General features: G+C 40.0%; 24 protein-coding genes and 1 pseudogene. 3 read left to right on the forward strand and 22 right to left on the reverse strand.

Translation table 11 applies throughout. The features are described 5' to 3' along the window. Positions 1–958, reverse strand: a pseudogene (locus FTV08_RS11575) (IS91-like element ISVsa3 family transposase); the annotation flags it as partial. A 782-nt stretch (positions 959–1740) separates the two neighbouring features. On the opposite strand from FTV08_RS11575, the gene FTV08_RS11580 reads away from it, so the two are divergent. Both FTV08_RS11580 and FTV08_RS11585 read left to right on the forward strand, forming a co-directional pair. Continuing rightward, positions 1741–2103: a hypothetical protein gene (locus FTV08_RS11580; protein WP_227520106.1), complete on the forward strand. Its 363-nt coding sequence runs from the start codon at positions 1741–1743 to the stop codon at positions 2101–2103. A gap of 13 nt (positions 2104–2116) precedes the next feature. Next, positions 2117–2494, forward strand: coding sequence for a hypothetical protein (locus FTV08_RS11585; RefSeq protein ID WP_057694184.1), 378 nt, complete (start codon positions 2117–2119; stop codon positions 2492–2494). Between the two features lie 55 nt (positions 2495–2549). Here the strand turns inward: FTV08_RS11585 and FTV08_RS11590 are convergent, their stop codons facing one another. From FTV08_RS11590 to FTV08_RS16260, 9 genes are all read right to left on the reverse strand, one after another. Then, positions 2550–3536 (reverse strand): hypothetical protein, encoded by a 987-nt coding sequence (locus tag FTV08_RS11590; protein ID WP_065995117.1) that lies wholly within the window; start codon positions 3534–3536, stop codon positions 2550–2552. 139 nt (positions 3537–3675) lie between these two features. Then, the gene (locus FTV08_RS11595; protein WP_043041524.1) at positions 3676–4188 is read right to left on the reverse strand and encodes a hypothetical protein; all 513 of its coding nucleotides are present in this window, start codon (positions 4186–4188) and stop codon (positions 3676–3678) included. A gap of 99 nt (positions 4189–4287) precedes the next feature. After that, positions 4288–4740, reverse strand: a complete 453-nt coding sequence (locus FTV08_RS11600) for a hypothetical protein (protein WP_033917408.1) — start codon at positions 4738–4740, stop codon at positions 4288–4290. Between the two features lie 5 nt (positions 4741–4745). Further along, complete coding sequence (locus FTV08_RS11605) at positions 4746–5165, reverse strand: hypothetical protein (protein ID WP_000145713.1); 420 nt, start codon at positions 5163–5165, stop codon at positions 4746–4748. Positions 5166–5174: 9 nt separating this feature from the next. Continuing rightward, positions 5175–5546, reverse strand: coding sequence for a hypothetical protein (locus FTV08_RS11610; RefSeq protein ID WP_005005929.1), 372 nt, complete (start codon positions 5544–5546; stop codon positions 5175–5177). Further along, the gene (locus tag FTV08_RS11615) at positions 5543–6073 is read right to left on the reverse strand and encodes a hypothetical protein (RefSeq protein WP_033917402.1); all 531 of its coding nucleotides are present in this window, start codon (positions 6071–6073) and stop codon (positions 5543–5545) included. Before FTV08_RS11615 ends, FTV08_RS11610 begins: the two co-directional genes overlap by 4 nt. Positions 6074–6230: 157 nt before the next feature. Next, positions 6231–6737 carry a hypothetical protein gene (locus FTV08_RS11620; protein WP_033917403.1) on the reverse strand — a complete coding sequence of 169 codons (507 nt, stop codon included), beginning with the start codon at positions 6735–6737 and terminating at the stop codon, positions 6231–6233. A gap of 12 nt (positions 6738–6749) precedes the next feature. Then, the gene (locus FTV08_RS11625) at positions 6750–7838 is read right to left on the reverse strand and encodes a DUF6685 family protein (RefSeq protein WP_065995116.1); all 1089 of its coding nucleotides are present in this window, start codon (positions 7836–7838) and stop codon (positions 6750–6752) included. An 86-nt stretch (positions 7839–7924) separates the two neighbouring features. After that, positions 7925–8059 carry a hypothetical protein gene (locus FTV08_RS16260; RefSeq protein ID WP_257221201.1) on the reverse strand — a complete coding sequence of 45 codons (135 nt, stop codon included), beginning with the start codon at positions 8057–8059 and terminating at the stop codon, positions 7925–7927. Positions 8060–8507: 448 nt separating this feature from the next. On the opposite strand from FTV08_RS16260, the gene FTV08_RS11630 reads away from it, so the two are divergent. After that, positions 8508–8693 carry a hypothetical protein gene (locus tag FTV08_RS11630; protein ID WP_058952567.1) on the forward strand — a complete coding sequence of 62 codons (186 nt, stop codon included), beginning with the start codon at positions 8508–8510 and terminating at the stop codon, positions 8691–8693. Positions 8694–8733: 40 nt separating this feature from the next. Here FTV08_RS11630 and FTV08_RS11635 read toward each other — a convergent pair whose 3' ends face one another. From FTV08_RS11635 to FTV08_RS11690, 12 genes are all read right to left on the reverse strand, one after another. Then, the gene (locus FTV08_RS11635; RefSeq protein WP_042892356.1) at positions 8734–11526 is read right to left on the reverse strand and encodes a type IV secretion protein DotL; all 2793 of its coding nucleotides are present in this window, start codon (positions 11524–11526) and stop codon (positions 8734–8736) included. 122 nt (positions 11527–11648) lie between these two features. After that, on the reverse strand, positions 11649–14831 hold the full coding sequence (locus FTV08_RS11640; RefSeq protein ID WP_120364225.1) for a hypothetical protein: 3183 nt from the start codon (positions 14829–14831) through the stop codon (positions 11649–11651). A 57-nt stretch (positions 14832–14888) separates the two neighbouring features. Beyond that, positions 14889–16091, reverse strand: a complete 1203-nt coding sequence (locus FTV08_RS11645; protein WP_024160951.1) for a hypothetical protein — start codon at positions 16089–16091, stop codon at positions 14889–14891. A 10-nt stretch (positions 16092–16101) separates the two neighbouring features. Continuing rightward, positions 16102–16989: an HNH endonuclease gene (locus FTV08_RS11650; RefSeq protein WP_024160797.1), complete on the reverse strand. Its 888-nt coding sequence runs from the start codon at positions 16987–16989 to the stop codon at positions 16102–16104. Between the two features lie 110 nt (positions 16990–17099). Continuing rightward, complete coding sequence (locus FTV08_RS11655; protein ID WP_024160796.1) at positions 17100–17513, reverse strand: hypothetical protein; 414 nt, start codon at positions 17511–17513, stop codon at positions 17100–17102. A 167-nt stretch (positions 17514–17680) separates the two neighbouring features. Beyond that, positions 17681–18256: a hypothetical protein gene (locus FTV08_RS11660; RefSeq protein ID WP_024160795.1), complete on the reverse strand. Its 576-nt coding sequence runs from the start codon at positions 18254–18256 to the stop codon at positions 17681–17683. A 10-nt stretch (positions 18257–18266) separates the two neighbouring features. Beyond that, the gene (locus tag FTV08_RS11665; protein ID WP_024160794.1) at positions 18267–19148 is read right to left on the reverse strand and encodes a hypothetical protein; all 882 of its coding nucleotides are present in this window, start codon (positions 19146–19148) and stop codon (positions 18267–18269) included. Positions 19149–19153: 5 nt separating this feature from the next. Continuing rightward, the gene (locus tag FTV08_RS11670; protein WP_024160793.1) at positions 19154–20665 is read right to left on the reverse strand and encodes a DotG/IcmE/VirB10 family protein; all 1512 of its coding nucleotides are present in this window, start codon (positions 20663–20665) and stop codon (positions 19154–19156) included. 21 nt (positions 20666–20686) lie between these two features. Continuing rightward, a complete protein-coding gene (locus tag FTV08_RS11675) occupies positions 20687–21634 on the reverse strand; it encodes a DotH/IcmK family type IV secretion protein (RefSeq protein WP_180087401.1) in 948 nt (315 codons plus the stop codon). Positions 21635–21647: 13 nt separating this feature from the next. Further along, on the reverse strand, positions 21648–22331 hold the full coding sequence (locus tag FTV08_RS11680) for a DotI/IcmL family type IV secretion protein (protein WP_005005897.1): 684 nt from the start codon (positions 22329–22331) through the stop codon (positions 21648–21650). A 10-nt stretch (positions 22332–22341) separates the two neighbouring features. Next, positions 22342–22629 carry a hypothetical protein gene (locus FTV08_RS11685; RefSeq protein ID WP_024160792.1) on the reverse strand — a complete coding sequence of 96 codons (288 nt, stop codon included), beginning with the start codon at positions 22627–22629 and terminating at the stop codon, positions 22342–22344. Then, positions 22630–23850, reverse strand: coding sequence for a hypothetical protein (locus tag FTV08_RS11690; protein ID WP_228199015.1), 1221 nt, complete (start codon positions 23848–23850; stop codon positions 22630–22632). Positions 23851–24262 lie beyond the last annotated feature (412 nt).

The raw sequence follows: 24262 nt of genomic DNA on the forward strand, positions 1-24262 counted from the left end.
GCTTCTTGCGTTCATCGGCCCTGGCCGCCACGCCGGCGTGCAGGCTGGACCCGGCTACCTTGCCAATCCCGTCACCGAACGGATCACCACTGGTCGGCAGAGTTTGCAAAGTGAACACCTTTCGCCCCGCCTGTGAACCGACAGCGATACGGTAAGTGATCGAGTGCCCCAGCAGGGGTGTCATCGGGTCGTCATCCACCGCATCCGAGGCCAGATAGCTGTTTTCGACATCCCGTTCCAGCAGGCCTTGCCGTTCCAGATAGCGACCCACCCGGTGGGCGATGGTGTGCGTCAGCTGGGTGAGCTCTGGGCTGGTCGGCGCCTTGACCCAGCGGAAACGCGCTGAGCCGTGGGATTGCTCGACATACACACCGTCGAGAAACAGCATGTGGAAGTGAACATTCAGATTGAGCGCCGATCCAAAACGCTGGATCAGGGTGACCGCGCCCGTCTTGGCCACTTGGTGGGTATGGCCCGCTTTCTTGACCAGGTGCGTGGCAATGACGCGGTAAACGATGCCCAGCACCCACCCCATGATCTCGGGCCGGCTGGCAAACAGGAAACGCAGCTGAAACGGGAAGCTCAACACCCACTGACGCATGGGTTGTTCAGGCAGTACTTCATCAACCAGCAAGGCGGCACTTTCGGCCATCCGCCGCGCCCCACAGCTCGGGCAGAAACCGCGACGCTTACAGCTGAAAGCGACCAGGTGCTCGGCGTGGCAAGACTCGCAGCGAACCCGTAGAAAGCCATGCTCCAGCCGCCCGCATTGGAGAAATTCTTCAAATTCCCGTTGCACATAGCCCGGCAATTCCTTTCCCTGCTCTGCCATAAGCGCAGCGAATGCCGGGTAATACTCGTCAACGATCTGATAGAGAAGGGTTTGCTCGGGTCGGTGGCTCTGGTAACGACCAGTATCCCGATCCCGGCTGGCCGTCCTGGCCGCCACATGAGGCATGTTCCGCGTCCTTGCAATACTGTGTTTACATACAGTCTATCGCTTAGCGGAAAGTTCTTTTACCCTCAGCCGAAATGCCTGCCGTTGCTAGACATTGCCAGCCAGTGCCCGTCACTCCCATTCAGTACTTAATGAAAGCTACGGAACAACTAATAAATTTTATGGTTTGCATCTCACCCAAGAAGAAGCAGAAAAAACCATCCCGAAATTATTAGAACGTACTCAAAAGTATTTAAACCATAAAAAAGGTTAATACCCTTGCGTTGATCAGCTAATTGATCAACTGCTGGCTTTATAAACGCAAACGATGTTTTTTTAGTTGATTAAAATAATCCAAAACTTAATTTTGATAATTCAGCACCCATAATTCTACTAATGCATTTCCATCAAGCCTTAATTCAAACCATATTCAATTAACAATGAATTAACACCACTACGGCGTTATTTCTTAAATGTGGTATATGGCTTTACCCACCCCCTACTCGTCTATGGCTAATTGTTCCAGTGTCAGTCAAAAAATGAAATATAATTCATTCTCAAAAATGAGAATCTGTTCACAAATGGGAACGCGAAGCAGCCTTAATTTTAAAAATACCAGTTCATCTAGACTAAATTTGAGTAAGTCTGATTAATATTGAATAAAAAACCTAAGTTTTTCGCCGTATGTTTTAATCTTCAATGGTTTAACTTTAATGAAATTTTTTTTAAATAAACTAATTTAGTGGATTTTGACCGTTATAATGGTTTTATCTCGAGGCATATTGCCTTAAACTTGGAGCCGTGTGATATTAAAACTATCTAGTATCTTTTCTCATGAAGCTAGGATTGAATCCCTTGTTATTCAATTTGAAGCCGATTATCAAACTGCACTAAAGCAAGGTTTAGATATTTACTTTGGCGTTGGCTATGCAACTAATGAGGATAGTCAATCTATACAGGCGTATCTTGTGAAAGATAAGGAGATTTATAAAAAGCATTACTGGAGTTGGGAATACCCAAGAACACCACACAAAATTGAAAAAACTAAAGCTGAGCACCGCCATTGGTTAAACCTAGCTGATGTACGAAACGCTGCGCTCGAGGCGAATATTACAAATGAAGCAGATCTACAATCTGTTTTACAACGTTCATTCGCTACAATATAAAAAGGTAATCTAAATGATAAAAAAAAGTGTGGGTTTTGAACGTGCTTCTGATGTTCAAGCCATCGTTTACTCAGTAAATGATGGATCTGCAGTTTTTGTCGTACCAAATGGCTTTGTGGTGCTGGAGGTTCCATTGTCACAAACTCAAGCCGAGTACTTCAAGATGTATGAGAAGTCACCTAATGTATTTGTGTTGCACGGTAAGGCAAAATTCCATTACGTGTGTGATTGTGAAGTTGAACTGGTTGGCTTTAGTATAGAAAAATCTAAGCTAACAAATCAATTGGTCAATCCAAGCTTATTTAGCCACATTGATAAACCTGCAGTCAGTATAGATTGCGTCTATGATGATATGTCTGCACCAACTATAAGCCCTGGCTTTTATTGTTAATTAGCTGGTATAAAAGTAGCCCGAAATTCGGGCTTTTAATTTGTCTGAAGACAAGTTATTTCAACTCGCACGGCGCTTTAATTCTGATGTTATTTGCCCAAGAAAAAACATCCGAACCTTTTTGTGGGAAAGGCTGACTCTTAGAATACTGCAACCAACACACCGAATTATGGGTTGGATCTTGTGCCTTACGTTTTTCACGTAATTTAATCAGGCTTTCTCTTAACGCTGCAGTATCGTATTTTGGATCAAGTGACATAAAACCTACCGCAAACAGATCCGCATAAGATTCTCGCCATAGTTGCGTTTTACCGCTACTTTCAGCGGTTACAAAGGTAGATACATCATCCATCTTTACTTTGGACCGATCAGACGGCGCAATTGAATTTAATGCTTTAAGTGGCTGGCCAAGTTCACCAGGCACATCGGTCGCACGATCTAAACAGTGAGATAACTCGTGCGCTAATATCAGCATTTCCCAATCGTTGTAGCTTACATCGGTTTTTGCTTCTTTATACATGGTGTTCATGCTGGTTTTAGACATATTCACCAGGCAATATCCTGTACTAGATCTTAATGAAGCTGGAGAAGCTTGCGGTATATCTAAGGAAGTTAAAGCCCAACTTTCGTTAAAGTCACCTAACACAAGTGGCGCGTTGTAGTTTTCCTTGGCAAACTTTTGTAGTTGATTGAAGTTACTACCCGGTACCATCGCAGCAATATGGTCATGGTTGAACTGTTTCTTTTCTAGCGTTTTGAAACACCATATAAAACCATATGACAGTAGAAACATTAGGAATGGAACAACAGCAACAGAGAGCATAAGTAGCATAAAGTTTTCGTCTAGTCGCTTGGTTCGGTCTTTGGTCTTAATATAAGGTGTTGCCAAGCACCAGCTGAGCACTACTGTCATCAAGATTAAAATAACAAGAAAAGTCATGGTGTAGCCAACTGGTTGAATAAACGTAAAGGCAATCCACGCAAAACAAGTTAGGACGGTTAAGGTCCACAAAATGATGTTTAAAATGATTTTTGTTTTCACGCCGTTGGCATCCCTAATCTATAAAAATAAATGTGGCCCATTAAACGGGCCATATTGAGTCTGTTCTCTTCATCATCGCCAATGTGGTCGATATAAATATATTAATAAACCATCAAAGCTAAAAACTTTTCTTAAAAATTTAAGATGCCTGCACACCAGGATAATCGTTGTAGTTGCCATCAATAAATTGATTGGTAGATTTACTGACATCATCATACCAAATCGGCATGCATTTCGACTTGTCAGTTTGATCGATGGCCATGTATGGAAGTCCTAATTCGTTTTGAATCAATTCAGCATCCATAAATGGCTCAAGAACCTTCATAGGAATGGAAAACAAACACTCAACATACCCATTATCATGAATGACCTTCCGGCTGGCTTTAGAAGCACTGTCAAAGCGCAATGCATTCCACAAGTGAGAAGCTTCATTGATGGTATGTGGTTGTTTTAGGTAATTAGGATTTTCAGACGCATAGATCGACAGTGTATTCACATCAATCATCAGCTTAAGTACACCTGAACCGACCATATGTTCAATCGGTATATACAGCATGATAGCGCCGTATCCTAAGCTTCGTTTTTTAGCATCTGGATGTTCACCAATACCACCAATAACGCTATGAATAAGAATAGGTAGAGTTGTGTTCATTTTATAAACCTTTCAATAGTTTTATATCTCTTTATACATTTGATACCGCGTATAGCAGATATATAACACGGCGATGTTAATAGAGATTGCATACAGCCATTAATATTGATTAATGACTTCATCCATCACATAAATTGAGTAGTTGTACTGGTCTAAGCGATATTTGCTTTCTTCAGTATGTTCACTGGCCAATGCTTGTAGTTGAGTTTCGTTCATGGAAGAAGCATAGCGGTTACGGATTGATTTAAGCTGGCTCAATTCTAAACGTCCAGTACTCTTGGTCAGATTGCTGACAGTTGTGAATAGATCCTGGTCATATTCTTGCAATTCACCATACAGCCAAGCAAGGTGTTCTGCATTGATGTATGGGTTATTTTTTTCATAGTAGTTTTTCAGTTTGAATAAACTCAAACCACATATGAACACAGCAACTATAAGGCTAATGACAAGCCCCTCACCGAGTTTAAGTAGGTATAGGAATATAAAGATACTAATCACGCCAATGGCAATAGAGATATATCGCATGGTTTGATTTTGGAACATTTCTAACATGGGCATTACTCACTTTTTGTAATGTTGTTTTGATAAAGATGGTCTATTTGAGCGATGGCAAGTTTCATGCGTTCCGTGGTGCAAGTCAGGTCGTCATCAAAACGATGGTTGAATTCAACAATCCCCTGTTCTTCCATGTCTTGCATTTCACGCTTAGCATTACTTAAGCCTTTTTCTATACCAACCAGATTCAAGTTAAAGAAGTCTTCTAGTAGCTTTTCACTCTCAATGATTTGTTTGAGCTCAGTAACATAGACTTCAGTTTTCTTTTTGCTGATTTCCGCAGCCATCGCATAACGAAAGTTGCCGTTTACAACAACAGTTTTGAGGTCTGGTGAATATTCGTTGTATTCACTTGGAATTCGACTAACGGACTGGACGGCGTGACTCCAGCCATACTTCTGAAAATATTCAATTCCCGTCATGGTATATACCTACGATTGTTCTTTTTTAAGTTCAATAACAGCCAATAACGCTTTGTTTTGGCGTTCCAATTCATATTGTTTTTGGCGGTCTACATTTTGGCGATCGAAAAGTTCTCTAATCTGCTGTTTGTAGTGGTTGTCATAGTACGAATAGGCTTTACGTTCTGCTTTTCTACGTGCAATGCGAACTTTGGGATGCCAGTTGAATTCTTTGTCGTCTGCATAACCCCTCATGAACTCAACCAGTTTGCTATCACCACGCATTTTACAAACCTTAATGAAGCCCATTTCTAAAACTGTAATTGGCGCACGGCGCGGATCTCCAAACTCCCAACGCCGTTTAATCCCAAAGCCACACATCTCTATTTGAACCGTAATCATGGTTTAACCTTTATCAAATGTTTGAGCTTCTGGATCTTCGACATTAAATCTGGACCATCACTTTCATGGTAAGCAAGGTGTTCATTAACGAATGTGATAAAAGCATCCAATTCAGTTTGAATCGTTGCCAATTGATTGCGTAACCACTGGCATGTGGCTTCATCTTGTTTTATCGCCGTTTCAAGCAATCCTCTCGCATGTTCATAGGCATTTGCCTCACCTTGCGCCACCATATCTGCAGATGATTTCCAATCGCCCCATTTCTTATTCCAAAAGTCATCAAGCAGCTGCAGTAATTTTTCTACTTCCAATTGGTCATCGCTGATGGCTGGTGTTTGCATTTGATAGATAGACTTTTTAGTTTCTACTTCACTTTGCATCCAACCATCACGAAAAGCTTCCCATTTCGCCTGATGCACCCAAGAAGAATAATTGCCACTGGCCAACAGACTACCGACCACGCCGTATTTATTTTCAAAAGCGCTACGAGCTTCAATTTCTGAAGCAATGTTTTCATTCATGTTCATTGTTATTCACCGTCCGTAATTCAATTTCAGTTGAAGTGGCTAAACGGATGGTACGCTTGGCATATGCGATGCATCCGTAAAAAGTGGAACCGTGCGGATTGATTAGGTCCACGTACAAATGGCGAGTGGTGATGCGGTTGATCTAGAGCAATGCGTATCAATCATGCTGACTATCCCCATGAAGCAAAGGCACTTGTAATGAGATTTTTGTTTCCTTCATCTCATGAAGTTTTTGAATCGCACGTTCTGGATCTATCACCCATGCATCAAAGAGCAGTTGTGTGACAAAAGAAAACTTCTCACCAACTTTGCGGAACGGTGTGCCGTGGCTATTCAGGAATTGTTCAAACACAAGATATTGCTGTTCGATGGCCTGGTTAAGTTCAAACAGGTCAATACAGCCCTCTATCAAGTTGTACTCACCTAAAGCATTCGGCATAAACATCCATTTACGCTCATGGGTTAAGCCATCTACATGTAGGTAGGCATGTTTGTTGAGGCTAGTCCACTCAGGTTTCATCATGACGTAGGTGTTGTACTCGTCATCTTCAAGATAGTTGTAGTGGGTAGCATCAACGGGTTTCTTTGCTAAAACAGAAATGGCCTGTTCAAGTGTCAGACCGAGAATGAGTGCATGTGGTGTAGTTGATGATTGGTGATCCATATTCCCTACCCCTTAGATTGTCGGGCTAGTCGGTTTAGGACCACTCAAACAAATTTCGTTTTGAACGTGATTGTAGATCTCAGCCAAGTGAGGTCGTGTGCTAAAGAATTGATCTTCTGATGTATCAGAGAGGTTAGCACTCATGACTGTGAGTAGTGCTTCATTTTTGAATTGCGCTTGAACCGCCGACTTTAATGCACCATTCAATGAAGCATGCAGATTGTTGAATAGCGAAATAACACGGGCATTCTGATCATTCTTTTTGAAGAAGATAAAATTAACTTCACGTTCACGGAAAAACACCAGCTGATATTCAAGCCCTGATTCTGATAAATCATTCCCCATATCAATCAATGCATCATCTGGCACGGCGAACGCAGCGTATTTTGAATCAAAGTTTTGAAGTGCTTTACTTGAGATTAGATTCAAACTTACTTTGCCTTGAATCGGCACACATTGGCTCAGTTTCTTAGCCAAGTAATGTGCAGCAGCCATGTGATGTGATCCACCAGCATTTTGAACAAAAATCTTAGGACTCCAGCCATAGATAAAAAATTGATCAGTGGTTGTATCTGGAGAGTTCAATAAACGGATTTCTGGCCATAACAACATTCGATCTAAATTTTCCATACTCACATCACTAATGTAATCAGGGCATGCGTTTTTTACAAAATCATCAATGCTACGGTACTGGCTTAAATCCGACTTGGAATTTGAGAAGCCCCCAATTTCAGATAGGTCAAGTAAGCATGGTGTTTCAAGATGAATGATTTCTGCAAAAATCGGATTAAATACTTCAGCCAATTCTTCAGCAAAGGTAGAGATGTAGAACGGCTTATGATTTTGCGTATCTTGACCAAGGTAGCTGATGGAATCGTTATCTTTGGCATGTGGATTCAAAACAATGTTTTTGCCTGGTACAAAATTAGTAGGAGATATACCAGTCATACAAAGAGAATCTTTGATTTGATGAAAAGGGAAAACATCGGTCATGGCGATGCTGTCAGAATTGACTAAACGGGTATCAATAAAGGGTTTTAACTTGAGATTCTTATAAAGCTTATGTTTTGCTGAAAATACCGAAAGTAAAGTGTCTAACATTTTAAGCACTCCATTGATTAATGCTTTATTAAAACTAATAAAGATATATTAATACAGAAAGTGCTTATAAGTATTTTTTTGGAAAATTAATTTAAGAATTGCGGTTGAGTGGTATTAGTTGCAAGTGGTTGTACGGCGTTGTTATCGACAGACTTTGAGTACTGTTGCACTTCAACAATTCGCACACCTTTAACGTGTAAACGTGTTTTATAGTCAGTCATTCCAAGTGTTTGTAAGTCGTCTAGCTGTTCTTTAGTCATTGCCTATATCCTGTATATTGGATGTGATTTAAGGGCAATTTAATTGATGTATTAAGGATTGTAAAGGGTAAAACACAGTTCATTAAACTTTTTATGAAATGGTATATACCGATTAAGCCTAAAACAAAACAAGGTTTTAAAAAGTGGTTTAGTTATGTTTAAGAATACGCACGTTAAAACTAAGTTATTATATTAAAATGCATCTAAACTAGGGTTAAAACCAAACTGGATGCCAATATGTGTTCAAACATTGAATCTTACGCCGTGAACCTATCCAATGTACCTAAAGCTATCTCTTGCTTGAATATGTATGACTTTCAAACGTTAGCACTAGGACCAACCTATTTACCCCGATTTATCACTTGCAGATCGCCACATTCCATATACGGCGCTATTGGTTGCATTTGATGTGAATGCGTCTGAAAAGTTTCGCTTAATCGAAATGATGGTGCCTGAAGCCATTCCGCTGTCGCAGTTGTTGTTATTGGCCATATTCAATGAAACGCCGTATAAGAGCGAATATGAAATAGCCCAATACATGCCGAGTGATGAATTAAGGCGTATTAAGTACAAACAGCTCACCCAAAAAAACTAAAGGCTGGATAACCAGCCTTATGTCTTCTACATGGATGCGTTTAGTCATCCTTTTTTTTGATTGTAATGCCTGATCGTAATGAAGCTGAAGAACCTTTTGAACCAAGTATCACCAACAATTTTTCAAAAGTAACGCATTCGTGCGAGAACGGGTTTTTCATCAAAGCTTTTTCAAACTTAGCTGCATACTGTTGTTCTACGAATTCCATTTCATTTTTAGTGCTATGTGAGATGGCTTGATCAAGACTGGCTTTGTTTTCCGCAATGTATTGTGTCTGATCTTCAGGTTTTACATGGCGTGGTATCTGAACAAGCTGATATTCAGTAATTGGCGCAACGGTTAAGTCATATCCTGTTAGGATCTCTTTCAATTCATCATAGTAGCTGTCTAGGTTCATTGGTGTGATAACGGCGCGAGTCACAGTTTCAACATCACTTTCCTGTTGAGCCTGTTCAGGTTCGCTTATACGTTCACCATAGATATTAAATTCAGCATCAAGATCCGCATTGTTGTAAGCACCAGCTTGTACTTGAGGTGAAATGTCAGAATCTTTACCGAAGTACTGGAACTGTTTTCGCTTCTCAATAATCTGGTCTTTAATGTTTGCTTCTTTTTGTGCTGAAACAATACTTTCACGGTGTTTTTGTTCTTTGGAGATTTCACCTTTCGCCGTGGACGAAGACATTACTGTTCTTTGACCAGGTGCCATCCCTTCAGGTGTGATGGATTCAAGACGTCTTGCTTCAAGAATCTGATGTACAAAATCTTGAGTAAAGTCTTTTACCGTGTTGTTGTTTTCGTACAAGGTGTTATTGAGCTTTCTGCAGATCTCAAAATCACCAAGCGCCGTGACATTGGCAGATGAATTGTTGTCTGTCAGTAGCGTGTGTTTTTCCTCAATCTCATGAATGAAGTCTTCAATTTTTAAAGTAGGATCGTAGATTTCAGATTTTTGGATATTGAAGATTGGGCAAAGGTCATTTAAGCGTAAGTACTTGGGTTGATCACCAGCCACATAGAACGCCAACATTGATACGATTTTAACGTCTGAAGTTTTACCACCTTCCCCTTTAGTTGATATGAGCAAGGTAAATTCGCCGTTGTGCTGTCCGGCAATTTGTTCAATTGTCACACGTTTTTCTTTGGCGAACTGGACTTCTGTTTGTGGTACCGAACGGTTGAATACTAGACCTTGATACATATTGATTGAGTTAACTTTACCTTGCCACTCTTCACCAGCAAAACCATCAACCAATTTGTATGTTGTACTTTCAGCACCCGAAGTAGTACGTCCAATGGCTTTAACGGTCGTGTTACCCCATGTAGCAGCTGCTTCCTCTTTAGATCCACGTTCAATATCTTCAAATGTTTGAGCACCGAACGTAATAGAGAAGTTAAGCGAACGTGCCTGAGCTGGTAAAACCGAAGCACCGACAATAACGATGTAGCCCCATTCGTCCAAAAATAGCTTAAATGAAGTAGTGGCGTTGGTTGGTCGTGCGTCAATAATGGCACGGCGTAAACCTTCCATTTTGTTACCAAGGGAACCAGCCATCATTTGTTTAATTGAGCCAATGATTAATTTTCCGAGCATTTTGAGTGAGTCTGGTGAACGCTCAAGAGCTGGTAATGGCACAGTTAAGATACGGCGGTTAAGTACAACGTCAAAAATATCAATATCACCGCCATGCTCTACACCAAAGATGTGACCGTAGTTAAACGTCAAGTCGTTAATCGCTTTGGTTAACTGCATGGTGATATAACCGTGTTGCTCACGGGTTTTGGTTTCTTGTTTCTTTAACTTTTTAGGGTTGCTTGAATAACCAGGTAATGAAACGAGGTAGCCTTGAAGTTGTTCAGCCACACGTTCAAAGTCAATCCCGTATTTATCGTTATGACAAAATACCAATTCTTCAAGTGCTTCAAGTTCCATGTATTGCGTGAATACTTTTGGTGAAAGCTGAATGAAGCCATTGTCACGTAGATAGACCAAAACTCGTGTAAGTGCGGCGATAAAGGCCATCGCACGACCTTTCCACATGTCACCACCGCCACCGCCTGAGTCATCAAGCAAGTTGATCAAGAATTCAATCAACATCCCTGAGCTGGTGTTGCTCATTTGGTTCATTGAGTTGGTCATCTTGTCGGTTTGTGCACGTAGCATGTTACGACCTGAGGTAATGAAGTTGATCGTTAATAGATCCTCATTACGCCCAAAGCGGTTACATAAACGATAGTGGTCTTGTTGAGCCTTGGTATCACCTTTTGCGTCTACAAAGATATAACCTGAGTTTTGTACGTACTGGTTGGCACAGTTACCTAGCATGTATTCTGTTTTACCCGAACCCGTAGTACCTAACACAATTTGATGTGTACGGTCATCGGAGTTAGATGCATAAACAGGTAGACCAGTTTCACGGCAACGACCAAGGTAAGTCACACCCTCACCTTGTAGCTTATCGCGATTGGTACGTGCGTATTCCAAAAAGGCTTTTGGATTGTCCAGTACGTCATCTTTTACGCGTGATGTAATGTCAGTTGACGCATCCAGTGAGTTTGAATGCAACGGCGCACGGAATGGCCACTCAAAAAAGTAATCATTCGGATGTGTGTAGCGTTTTAATAGGTAATACGCGATCCCTATAAATATCTCACCGCCAAACGGAACAACAAACAAAATAACTGCAATAGCACCAAGAACGCCAACCAAATAATTAGCGCCGTCTGGCGCTGTAAGTTTTAAATGGATTTTCTCTAAGCCTGATCGTGTATCACGCTTAAGCGAACTTGGCCTGAACTTTGTTTGTGTGCCGTATTTTTGTGTAGAAGCCATGCTTTGCGACCTACTCTTTTATCTTCAGGATAATAGGCAAAGTCGTTGTTTAACGACCTTACCCATTTCCAAGCACTTCAATGTATATACCAATTAACGCAAATCTATATAGCTGATTGGAGTTAAGAAGAAACAGCTTCAGACTTACGTTGGTTCAGTAATTTTTTCTTCATGTTTTGCTCAAGTTCATAGCGTTGATATTCAACAACCATCTCTTGTGCCATGGTAGAAATCACTGAAGCAGTTGCTTTGTTTTCGTCAAAGTCCGTGCCTTTATTTTTGGCATTTTTCTCAATCATGGTACGCCGTGTCTTAATCTGGTTCTTCGCACCTTTTGGGTAAAATTGTGCAAGGACCTTCAACGCCTTACCACGTTCACCGATAAGGTCATACGTGTAGTTACGGAGCGCACGTTCATCGGGATGTGTACTGAGTGACCATAAAAGGATTGGACCAAGTGAAACGGTATATAAGCCCGAACATTCCATTTTTTCGAGTTTAATTTTACTGAAGTACGTTAAGCCTTGATCTGAGAAACCTACGTTACCTGAACCAAGAGCATCCATTTCTAGTTGAGTTAGACCGATACTGTCACGAATAGCTTCACGAGATTCGCGTGTACCAGGATCGACAATCACATACGCCGTAGCAAAGCCAACCAAGTCTTTAAAGTCTTCTACTTTGTGTGATGCCAAGTTAAGACGAGCACCCCATTTACGCAATGTACGTGCGTCTTCAGCCAATTCTTCTAATAGGATTGGATCGCCTTTCGCAACGTGCAATTCGTCATAAGACATAATTTTGCGGTCTTCAAGAAGCTCATTAATCAGTTGGGTTGCATATTCACGATAAGCTTGTGGGAATTTTGGAATATCGTCACGGCTCACGGCGAACTTACGCTTAATGAACATCCGTACAATCTGGAAGAATAGAGATGTAGTTTTAGGATCTGATGATGTCGCAACTTCGTTTAAGTCGATAGAAGCTACACGAGCGTTACCGATGTCAAAGTTAGTGTGATAGAAGAATGCTGGATAGGTATTTTGTGCAGCCATAATCTGATGCGCCAAAAAGTCCAGTGCTCGTTCATTATCAATATGAACATCACTCCAAACATCTAAAATTGATGAATCAGAAAGGGTTTCAATCATATCGCCAATAGTCGGCATTGCGTAACGGTGTGCCAACGTGCGTCCACGGATCTCATTCAAAGAATGGAAAAGGTCACGTAGAGCGTAATAAGAAATATCCTTACCTTGTTCAGAATGTGGCTCAATCAGTCCGTGTTTTTCCATGATGCGATCTAGTTCTGGATCTGCAAAGCGCATGTACTTACGTGCTTTATGATCAGCATTCGTATCATCAGCAAAATAGAATGTACGGCGTAGGACCGCACCAATAACGTCAGAAGTATTTTTGGCTGGTTGCCCTTTCAATTCAGGCGGTGTTACCAATGAACTTAAAAACGCTGTCATTTGACGCATTTCGTAGTTTAACGGGTAGCGTAAGCCCATACTGAATTCAAGCGGATTAATCGCTTCTTCTTTTGAGTTTTTAATACGCTTATAGATGGCATAGTGACGTAGCTCTTCAGGCAATGAATCTTGCACTGTTTCTACTAACCCACGGCTTGACTCACCCACATCGACAATATAGGTCAACGGGATACGCTCGTTACCAGGCATCATGATGTCCTCAAGCATGCCTTTGTTCATTGTGACCGATTTACCCGTACCCGGTTTACCAATGTTAATAGTCGTCCATACAGTCACTTCATTTGAGAACGAATCAAGAATAATCAGTTTACCGTCTAAGGTTTTGTTGAGCTGATGCCCTTTATGGAATGGTGAGTTAATACGTGTCAGCGGTAACATGTAGAACACATCAAACAGCGGTGCCGGTGAAATAGGTGCGTGATTACGTACCATCAAGCCCGGTATATGTGATGCCCAAGTCAAAATAGGATCGCCAGCCTGTTCCATGACTTTTGCACCGCCCCACGCTTCAAAACTCTTCCAAAGCTTTTGGCGCCGTCCTACAAGAATGTTTACACCATCTTCGGTATTTGGTGCCCATGTCATCATGGTCATTTGCAGACCAGCAACAGTGTCTACTTGATCTAGGTCATTTTTAGTGGCCATCAAAATGTTACCAGCATTACGAATGGCTTTGTTTTGTGCCGTCATAAAGTGAATAACGCTTGATAACGTGCGTTTCATCATGGTTCCAGCCATACCATCACCAGTAATACAGTAACTCACCGCATATGGGATAGAACGGATGTTACCGCTAGTGTCGTGCGTTTTGGCCTGGTGTAATAAGCGGAATAGCGTTTCAAACGTATTCGTCTTCGCTGGATATATATCTACCATCAATGGAGCATATACAACGCCGTCAGTGATAACACTTCCCACTGGATAGAATGAACCTTGACTTGTACCAGGTAAGATCGCATTCGTCATGAGTTGTTCTGAGATCGGTTGATACAAAACGTGTGACGCATCATGTTCTGATGGTATTTCTTTCCAACGCATCGGTAAGCGTGTATTCAGCATCGGCACAGACAAGGTGAAGTCATCTGAAGTTGAATGTGAGGCAATTTGTTTTTTAATCGCTAGACCAGCTTCAACAACATTCAATACTTCATAGATTGCTGGAAATTCTTCAGTTGAGAGTGAGTTTAAGAATTGTGAGACAAAAGACTCATGGTGTACGTATAAGCTGTCCGATGATTTAAGCATGTCTTGAGCATTGACCGTACTTGGCATTGTAATTTGCGACAGTAGCTTTTTACGGTTTTTTGAGTCTTGAGCCTTATCGATTGGCGATAGTAAGGTTGGCTCAGAGATTAAAGCGATATAACAGCTTTCGTTAAATACACCGCCTGAAATGGTTTCTGTCATTTCATCAATGATGATGTCTAGATTCATCGCACAACGCGCCGTGGTCGCCTTTTGCATGGCATTCAAGTCATGAATCGCGTATGGCGTCTCATGGTCTACTTTGAACGCTAGATGAATCGTATGTCCACGGTCTTTGAAGTAGTTACGCATGTTGCTCGTCATCAAACCAATTTGACGGCTGAATGCATCACCACTAATTAAACTCTTAATCCCCTTGTATTCGATGATCGTAATCATTGTACCAGTTTTTGTGACAAACGTATGTTCGTCCGATACTGTTTCTAAATCGCAATAATCCTCTACGTCAGCTTTCATGCTTTGTAGGAATAACATCAATATAATTTCAATCTTGGAGTAACCAGTCTTTTTATAACCAGACTTCTCAGCTTTCTTCTTACTCATTTAAACACCTTTATTCACCTTTCTACGTCTATCTTTGATTAGACATGCCTTTAAGCATTAAGCACTAAAAAACGGTAATTCTCTTAAAACGTTAATCGCACTGTCGAAATCCTTATTTTGAATTGCGACCTCAAGACTTTTTACAGAGGGTTTTAAGCTTGTATCTAAAACCAACCTTAATAAAAGCTCATAGTAGGTACTGTTAAAAGGGATATTATCATTTTTTGAATTAGTAAATACATCAGTTTTAACGGTTTCGTCCTCTTTTAATTCGACATACTTCTTAAAACTATTTAGGTCAAACACTAAACCCTTATTAAGCAGTTGCCAAAACGCCGTTTCTAAAACCTCTTGGCTTTCACCTAAAGTACCCACCTTGAAGTTTAAGGAACCTGTATTTTTAAGTTGGAAGTGAACCTTATCAAGCTCTATGTAGATCTCTTTGTTCTGGTATAAGCCCTGTTCGTGGAAAACTTTAGACACCGATAGCTTTAAGTTTTGGTATATACAAAAAGATTGCAGCGAACTCATTTTTAAGTTGCCCGTATCTATCTGGTTTGTCGCATCTTCTACGGACGTTGGTAGATGTATCATCGGAAAGTAGCGTGTCAGTTCTTCAGACAGTTTCTTTTGTTCCAAAACGCTTATAATTGATAATGGATTGTCAAATCCAAAGTTGGTGCTTAGTAATTTCTTATGCTTCACACTCACACTTTGCTTAACCTGTATTTCAACGTCTAAGCCACTCAGCGCCGTTATTTTGTTTAGGTGTACCAAAGTGTCATCCAACAGCAAACAATCGCTGTTAACGGGGATATTCATCAACAGTAGCGCTTTAATCAGTGGATCTTGAAAATGCCCCGTTGAGTCTTCACCAGTTGTTGTCTGATTCCCTATCGCTATATGTACAACATGGAGTAGCATTAGCGTGTTAGATGTATGACCAGTGTCGCGAGTCGTTGGTATATACAAATCGTTCAGGAAGTTGAAAGCCTCAGTACCTATAACGCATAAGCGAAATATCGATAGCTGATCGTGCGTTTCCTTTGGTAGTGCATCTATCCCAAGTTCCCAATATTTGTAGATGTATGGACCAATAAATGAGTATTCATCATCATTCAATATGTCCGTCTCAAATACGCTATCCAATACCGCTATATCATTCACTATGTCAGGCTTAAATGGCTGTAACACTATGCCCGATATAACGTCTTCTAAGCTCATATCTATGTATTCGGTATCTGTTAAGCATTCTGTCATTTATGTGAACTCACTTATCACCCAAACCCTTAAATACATCTAGTGTTTGGTAGTACTCATACTGCTCGTCAGTAAAGATATTCGGGGAAAATACTATGTAGTGGTTTGGCAGATTAAAGCTCTCGTATGCTTCGTCTGATACCTTTTCCAAAGCTTTTGCGAGTTGATACAAAGAAAAGTTTTTGTTCTCTTTGATGGCATTCAAATACCACTCTTTGTACTTGCGGAGCTGGTCTACGTAATCAACGTTCGCTACCAACATATCTTCTTGCTTGGCTTCTTCATATTCAGCCATTGTGTTGAACTTAATGTCCGTGAAGTACAGTTGGGTATCAATTGTTTGGGTTCGTGTCTTAATCGCATTAAACGCCTGTATATCCTCAAACATATTACGTGCGTATTCTGCTTCAGACATCTTTGTAGGATTAGGGCGTTGATGGCGCTTTAACGGCTCTACAAGCAAGCTTTGGCGATGTCGCCGTGCGAACTTAGCAAGCTCAGGATCTTGGTTGTCAGACTTATGCGATAACACCAGTAATGCACGTTGATATTGATTAAAGATCTCTTGAGGTATGTTCGTACTCAATACGCATATTTCAGCTTTCTTTTCCAGTGATAGTGCAAAGATGTGGTTTTGTGCATGGCATAGCGTACAGACCGCTACAATGTTCTCAGCCGTATGGTTGCTATGATCGCCGTCTAAGTGATGTGGCTCTAAAAAGTATTCGTCATAGAAATCACAAAAATAGCATTTAGCTGGTTGTGAAGACATTATTTGCTTTATTGTCTCATTGGTTTTAAAACCATCATGGATAGTTTTATCTTGACGTATCTCTTGCTTGTCGTTTACGCCGTTAATAGGTCTTAAAATACCAAACTTACGGTTTATATGTTTCACTTAAACCCCTTAATACTATTAAGTAAGGTCTAATTAAAACATGTATATACTATTTTTAAAATAAAAAAAGCGCAGCCTAAGCCACGCTTTTAAACTTATTTATTATTGTATTACGCTTTACCAGTAATAGTGTTCGCAGCAGAGAACATGATGAAGCCTACGATTGATAACGCACCACCCACACCAATACAGATCCAAGCAGTTTTCTTTTTCTTTTGTTGATCTTCTTCTGATGTATACATCATATACAAACCAGTACCAACTAAGCCTAAACCAAGCACCATGAACACTACGATTAAGAATTTATAAACGTTTTGACCTAATGTTTCACCACGGCCTAAGATTTCATTCGCATCAGAACCAGCAGCGTGTTTTCCGTAAGCTGTACCACCTGGGTTCCATGTGCCAGTGTTTGCATATGCAACTTGACCCATTAATGCAGAAACAAAAGCTAAAAACATTACTTTTGCGCGGAATGCAGTCGCTTTTACAGTGCGAACTGAGTGTTTTACTAATGATACCATTGTCATTTTCCTTTTATTTAATATACGGGAGCTAATCTCCGCACTGTAATTAAACATTCTTAAAACCCTATTGCTTTAAGTTGCTTAATTTTAAACTTCTCGTTAAATATCTTCAATATCTTATACAAGGTTTTTAAGAAACTCTCACCCTATTTTAAGAAGATTGTTTAAAATATTGTAAAAAAGGTTCCTCCTATTTGTGTTCCAAAGGTATTAACAAAGACATCGTGTACGTCCTGAACGTATACGCATAATACACCTGTTATAATTAAAACCCATGCTTTGCGGTATGTCGCATTGCCTTGAGCATCAATTTTCTCTACAAAACCATATAAGCCACGAGCTACCGCTATAATCCCTACCAGTTGCGTAAAACCTACAACCGCCGTAACGATATATGCACCTAAATCATTAGCACCAGCATTAGGCAAGTAACTTTGTACCGTTACAAGTTCTATGCCATTACCACCAAACAATGAAGAACCTAGTGCACCAATGATATATCCGTCATATCCAAGTGATGCAAAAGCACCACCGATAAGAATCTTCAACAATGCCCCACCAGTGGTAGGCTCTTTCATTCCATGACCAAAGAACTTTTGTTGAGGTGATGATGCTTGCACTAAGTCAAAAAGCGCCGTGCCAGTAATCACCAACCCCGTTACAACAAAGCAAATGCGTATAAAGCTTAGTAGTGGACCGTATATGTTTAATATCGCTTTAACTATATCTAATGCATCCACGCTATTTTCCTTATTTCACCCAAATGGCTTGTTCGTTTTCGTCAACAGCATAGACCGTGCGATTGTCTGGCATCTTCTGACCTACATAGACTGTATATGTATGGTTTTGAGAATCTGTCATCCAAGCGCGATCGCCTACAACCGCAAAAGCATCCAAGCGTTTTGCACCTTTTGGAATTGATAAGGTTTTAGATCCCGATGTACTTAAAGCCTTTTGCTTAGTCTGGTCTTTAGCTATTTTGATTAAACTAGTCTTTAATTCCTTAATTGCCTGTTCTTGCAATTCAACAAGGTTTTTAAGATCGTCATTTTCAGCTTTCAGTTGTTCATTTTTGATTATGGTTTCTGATTGAGCAACTGCAGTTTGTTCGCCGTTTTGTACTTGCCCATGCGCTTGCTCTTTTTCTTTCAAACGTTGTAATAAAATAAGTGCATTCGTACCCTGACTTTGATAGAAGTTAACTGCCTCTATTCCTAGATCAGAATCAATCGGATACGACATGGATTTGTACATAATCATGTATTGACCAGTGGTAGGATCTTTAAACACAATATTTTCATCAACAATGAACGCCGTATCATCAGCAATACTATTGTCCTTTAAAGGTTGTTGATTTTGGTTGTATGTTGCTTGTGTTTGTTGAATGCCTTGACCAACAGTATCAATGGATTCTGGTGTTTGTTCTGGAGCAACTGCCGTGCTGACGTCTTTTGGTTTACTCATTTGTATCCAAAAGAAAGTACCAATCATAATTAAGGCAATAACACCAATAACAATAAGAAGTTTTGGAGGAATACCACCCTTCGCACTACCTTCGCCTTTTTGGGGTTTGCCTTCAGCATCTTTTAGATTTTTCTTTGCCTGTTCAGCAGTCATTTGATTATCAGACATTTCGCTTACCCCTTATTTTTCGGTGTTGTTACGTCAGCATCAAAAAAGACTTCAAATACTTTTCCGCTGTTAACGATATACGTAGTTGGTCGAACTGTTGATGTACGTGCCATGTTCGCCATTTCCGTACCAACGTTACCAATGATGTTCCCGGCAATTTCTTTATCGTTTGGCTCTTCCTTCGTGCTTACAACATTGCCAGTATTTGTGATTTGGGTTGTACCAATGTTTTGATAGGCTTGTCCGTAACCCTCAAAGATTCCAGCAGTAACCATACCGCCAAGCTTTTGCAAAGTGTGTTTTTGGACTTTATCAGCCATGCCCGATTGTTTTGTTCCAAGAGTTAAAGCTCGTACTTGGATTGCATACTCTTCGCCCTTAAACAACATACGGGTAAAGTTAAATTCAATATCCGCAGTATTCAGACCAACAGTACCAATAAGTTTTGCGCCGTTAAATTTACCGCCAATAACAGTAGCAAATAGGTTTTTACCTTTATCAGTATTCACACCTGTATCTAAACGCGCTTTCATTGTTGTACCAGCTTTAATGATTGCTAGTCCTTTAGTAGATTCGCTAGTCGTATTCGCAACGTTCAAGCTTCCAAGGTTTTGTTGCCCTTCCGATGCTTTAGTGTTGTGTGAATATTTATATGTTGAATATCCGTTGACCTTGTTCTTTGTATTAGAAAACGCAGCAAGTTGATCAACAAAAGCAGTTTGACTTAATTCACGCGTTGCAGCATTACGTTCTGCATAAGCAGCTGCTTGTTGGCTATATACACTAGCAACATCATTAGCAGCAGATGAAGCATGTTCATATTGTTGCGCGTAGTTAGTTTGATAAATCGGTGCGTTTTGATTAGCACCGTTTTGTGTTTGTGGTTGTTGTGGTAGACCACCGCTAGTTGGTTGAGGTAATGCACCACCTTGATTTGCCATATTAGCTCTGGCCATCTGGTCAAGTTCAAGCGTAATATTTGGTGTACCACCTGTTGCAGAACCGTTTACAGGTTGCCCATTTGGACCTGTAATAAAATTCTGATCGTTCAGATCGCCGTTTGGATCTTGTGTTGCAACTGTTTTAAATTCGGGCAAATAGCTTTCACCATTTTTGCCAGCTCGAGCAGCTTCTTCAGCTTGTTTTTGACGTTCATATTCTACATATTCAGGAGGGATAACATTTGTACCCTGTCCTTGGATTTCTGGTGTAGCAATAGCAACCTGATTATCTAAAGCTAGTTGGTCACTTTTCCCCATTGGGTTAAACATAAAAAAGCCTAATCCACCAACTACTACCAAACCAATAATTGCAACAACGCGAAAGCGCGTATCTGCAAAAACACGTTTTTTGTTAGCAGTTTTAATACTTGTATTTTTCAGTTTTTTAGGTTGGTCTTCTTCTGAATGAACTTGGTTTGCAGAAATAATAGTTTCATCGGTAGTACCTACTTCAGTGCTACGACTAGAATTCTCTTCAATGTCATTCGGGTTATTTTGTTGGTTCGTTGAATCCATTTTTAATTCTCACTTAATGACTTAAAATGCGTCTTCGAGGTAAACAGTTTTAGGTGTACCGCCAGTCGTTGAAAATGTGATGTACTTCAGATCTTCAGAATCTTCATAACGGAAGATCTTCATACCGTTGTTAGCGCGGAAAGAACTCAAAAAGGCTGGTTGAATAACACCAAAGTTACTACGCACATATATATAGCCACCAAACTTCCAAGCACGGACATTAGGACTATCGGTTCGCATTTCAACAGCACCCTCAGGCGCTAAGCCATCCATAAATTGCAAACTCACACCATCTGGAATAATCGATGTTTGATTGCCTGTTGAATACATAGCTTTGGCTGTTGGGCTTCGACCAGGTATACGTGCGTCTACACGAACATCTAAATCACGTTGGCCAGTAGCTAACATCAAAATTACTGGAGCACCCAATCCCTTTAATGTGACCGTTACGTTTCCGAAAGCAGCTGGATCTAATGGTTCGATTGAAAGGATGTTAGTTTCAGGGATTTCGTCTGGCTCTTTTTCGTTTTGCTCACCTAAGCCATCTGAGAAACGTCCACGGTCCAAAGAAATCTTTTCAATGTTCCATGGATTTCCTGAAGAATCGCTAAAGACAATAGTAGATAGCATGCCAGCGCTTAAACGAATTACTGGCGGTTCCTCACCAGGGTTTAATGAAATACCCAAACTACGGGTTTTCGCTTGTGGCGTATTTACATAAGGACTAGAAAGGCTTCGTTTTTGTTGCAACAAAAGTCCTTTAACTATTTTTGTTTGCTCAGGTGTGAACTGCAAACCAACAAGATTGTGAACCTGTCTGTCAATTTCCGATGCTGTATCAACTACCTCAGGTGCAACCAAAGGAGATTGAGCATCCGCAAAAGTATTCGGAGGCATATCAGCAGCATTAACTATTGTAGTTAATGCAGTAGAAGCAAAAAGAGCCAAAGATAATTTTTTCAATTTCATAAGTATCATCCAATTAACGCGCTGGAGTTAACGTAATTGTCTTAACAGCAATACCGTTGTAGTTCAGATAAGAACGTGGATGCTCAACAATAGTAACTGTCGCAATGAAGCGGTGAGTCTCTTTAGGTTGTTTGTCACCTAAGAAGAATTGAGTAGTGATAGGAACACGAACAGTCCAACTAGGTTCTGCAGCATGTAAATCACGGTTTTCGATTTGTGGAACATCAGTAGCAGTAGTTCGCATCGTTAGGTTGTTTTGTACGATTGTGCCAACTGTTTGTGATTGAGCGATTTGCTTCATCAATGAATCTTTACCGCCCTCAGTGAAATACATTGAACCAGCATTGTTAATAACGTCACGCCAGTTCAAGAAATCAAAGTTGTAGACAGAAAGAATTGCACTCTTACCGAATTCAGAAATAACAACGTCAGTAACGCGAGGGTTTTTTGATGCTTCGATTGGACAGATAACCGAGTTATCTACTGTTTGAACAGCTTTGACTTTTGGGTATGCATTAAAGGCAGCAAAAATAATCATCGCAAGAACAGCACTCACGATAAAAGCGAAAAACACGAAAACAAGCCATCGTCTTAACTTTGCAATCTCCTTATCTTTTTCATCCACCTGTTTTCTGAGCCAAAGACTAGGATCACAAGAACCTATTTCAGCGTTTTCATTAGATTTGTCTTTAGACACAACAGCACTCCTATTTCGCTGGCTGATATATAACAGATGGAATTGGACGATCTGATTTAGAGCTAAGCACACACTTAACTGGTGTGCCGTCATCAAAAACCAAAGATTCAAAATCTGTTGTGGTGAGTTTAAAAGCTACAAAACTAAGCGTTGTTAAAACGGTTAAAATGCACAATGAGGCAAACGTACTAACCAACACTCTTAAAAGCCTTGCGTATTTTCTTTTACCTATTATTGATACTTCAGCGTAAGGAGAACCCCATGTTGAAGTAGTCAAATTAGTTTTAGAGTTATCCATTTAGTCAATCACTAAACCCGACTTTAATTCGTCCTTATAATAGTCGGTATTAAACTCATTTGCTATATTAAGATCAAAATAATAAAAGGTATCTAGGTTATTAGCTAAAAGTGTTTTAACAAATTCATGGCTACCATTAACGTTTTCAATAGAATCTAAAGTAGGCTTTATACTAAAACCACTATGGCCTCTCCACTTTCGCCCATAAAAGTTAGAAGCAGTATCTTTACCAGCATGTCCAAAAGCACCAGCTATCACAAACTTATCAATACCCTTTACCTTAGCATTTGCAATACATTGATGCCTTGTACTGTATAAAGTAGGTCGTTGATCTTCATTAGTTAAAACCTTGCCTCTAAGCTTAAAGTAATTGATATAACTTAAACGTAAACGCTCTTGCAGTATTTTAATAAAAGTCTGTTTTTCATCCCATCCAAAGGTATAGCCACTAGTTTTATTTAAACTAGATACCTTTCTCACATACCTATTTAGCAAGTTCCAATAAAGGTATATCTTTTCTTGATCTTCATGTTTAAGGTCATCAAGTATTAAATACCTTTTAAGTCCATTAGCCCGACCATGTGTAGCCTTGCCATTTTCCACAATCATGATCAGTTTTGGTCCTTTTACTGCACAACAGAATGAAACGGAAAACCACTCAACAGGACGCAATCCAACAACAAGATTGGCATCAACAAAAGCAACCATCATCCGATCAAACTCACTAACCCTGGTGTTACTCTCGTTCTTATGCTCGAATTCTCTTACCAAGTAGTTGTAAAACGTGCGTTCAAAGTACTTTGTTTTCAGCTCAGAAGTACGCTTAGGTTTGTCCTTATTAGCTGTATATTTTGTGTTAATGATTCTTAAATATAATTCTTCTAAAAAATATTCATCAAAACCAGCATCTATATCTTCATCATTAATAGAGCCATTATTTAGCTCATTAAGCTTTAGACCGATTCCATACACTAAATATGCACGATATGTTCTAAATGTAGATTCCGCGTAATAACCATTTTCAGATTTAGTTTTAAATTCAGAATATATGTTTTCATATAACATTTTTAAATCTAGCTCTGAACTATCTAAATGTTTATCAATTTTTTGCTTAAGCTCAATATCATATTTGGTCTTAGTAGAATACGGAAAATCTTCTATACGACTTGTGTATTCTTTTAATGTCTTTGGATAGCTATTAGGATTCTCAAAACTGCTCACCACTACCACCCTTTATCCACATGCAAAACATGAGCACATACTACAACGTTAAACACCTTTCTAAAAGTACTCGTTAAAACGTTTTTCACTTTAAGCAAAATGTTTTTCACTTTTAAGCCCAATAAATGCGAATGTCTTTTTTGACTCCTCTCTTGTTAGTACAGTGGAAAAATCAAAAAAATGAAGTTGAGAAATCATAAAAACACAGTGGTCCTTTTTTACAGTGAAGTGCTTGATATGCATAGTTTCAATAGTCTTTTGCCAGTTGCGATGCCTTAAATTTTTAGGGAAAAATACGACTCTAAGCCTATCATTATTGCAGTTTAATTGGTGTTTAAGGTGTCAAATCTTTATATTTAAGATGCACAGCACTAAACCATAAGATAGGTTTTTATAAGTAGCAGCTTTAATG

The organism is Acinetobacter sp. YH12226 (assembly GCF_013417805.1).
In the GTDB taxonomy this organism is placed as follows: domain Bacteria; phylum Pseudomonadota; class Gammaproteobacteria; order Pseudomonadales; family Moraxellaceae; genus Acinetobacter.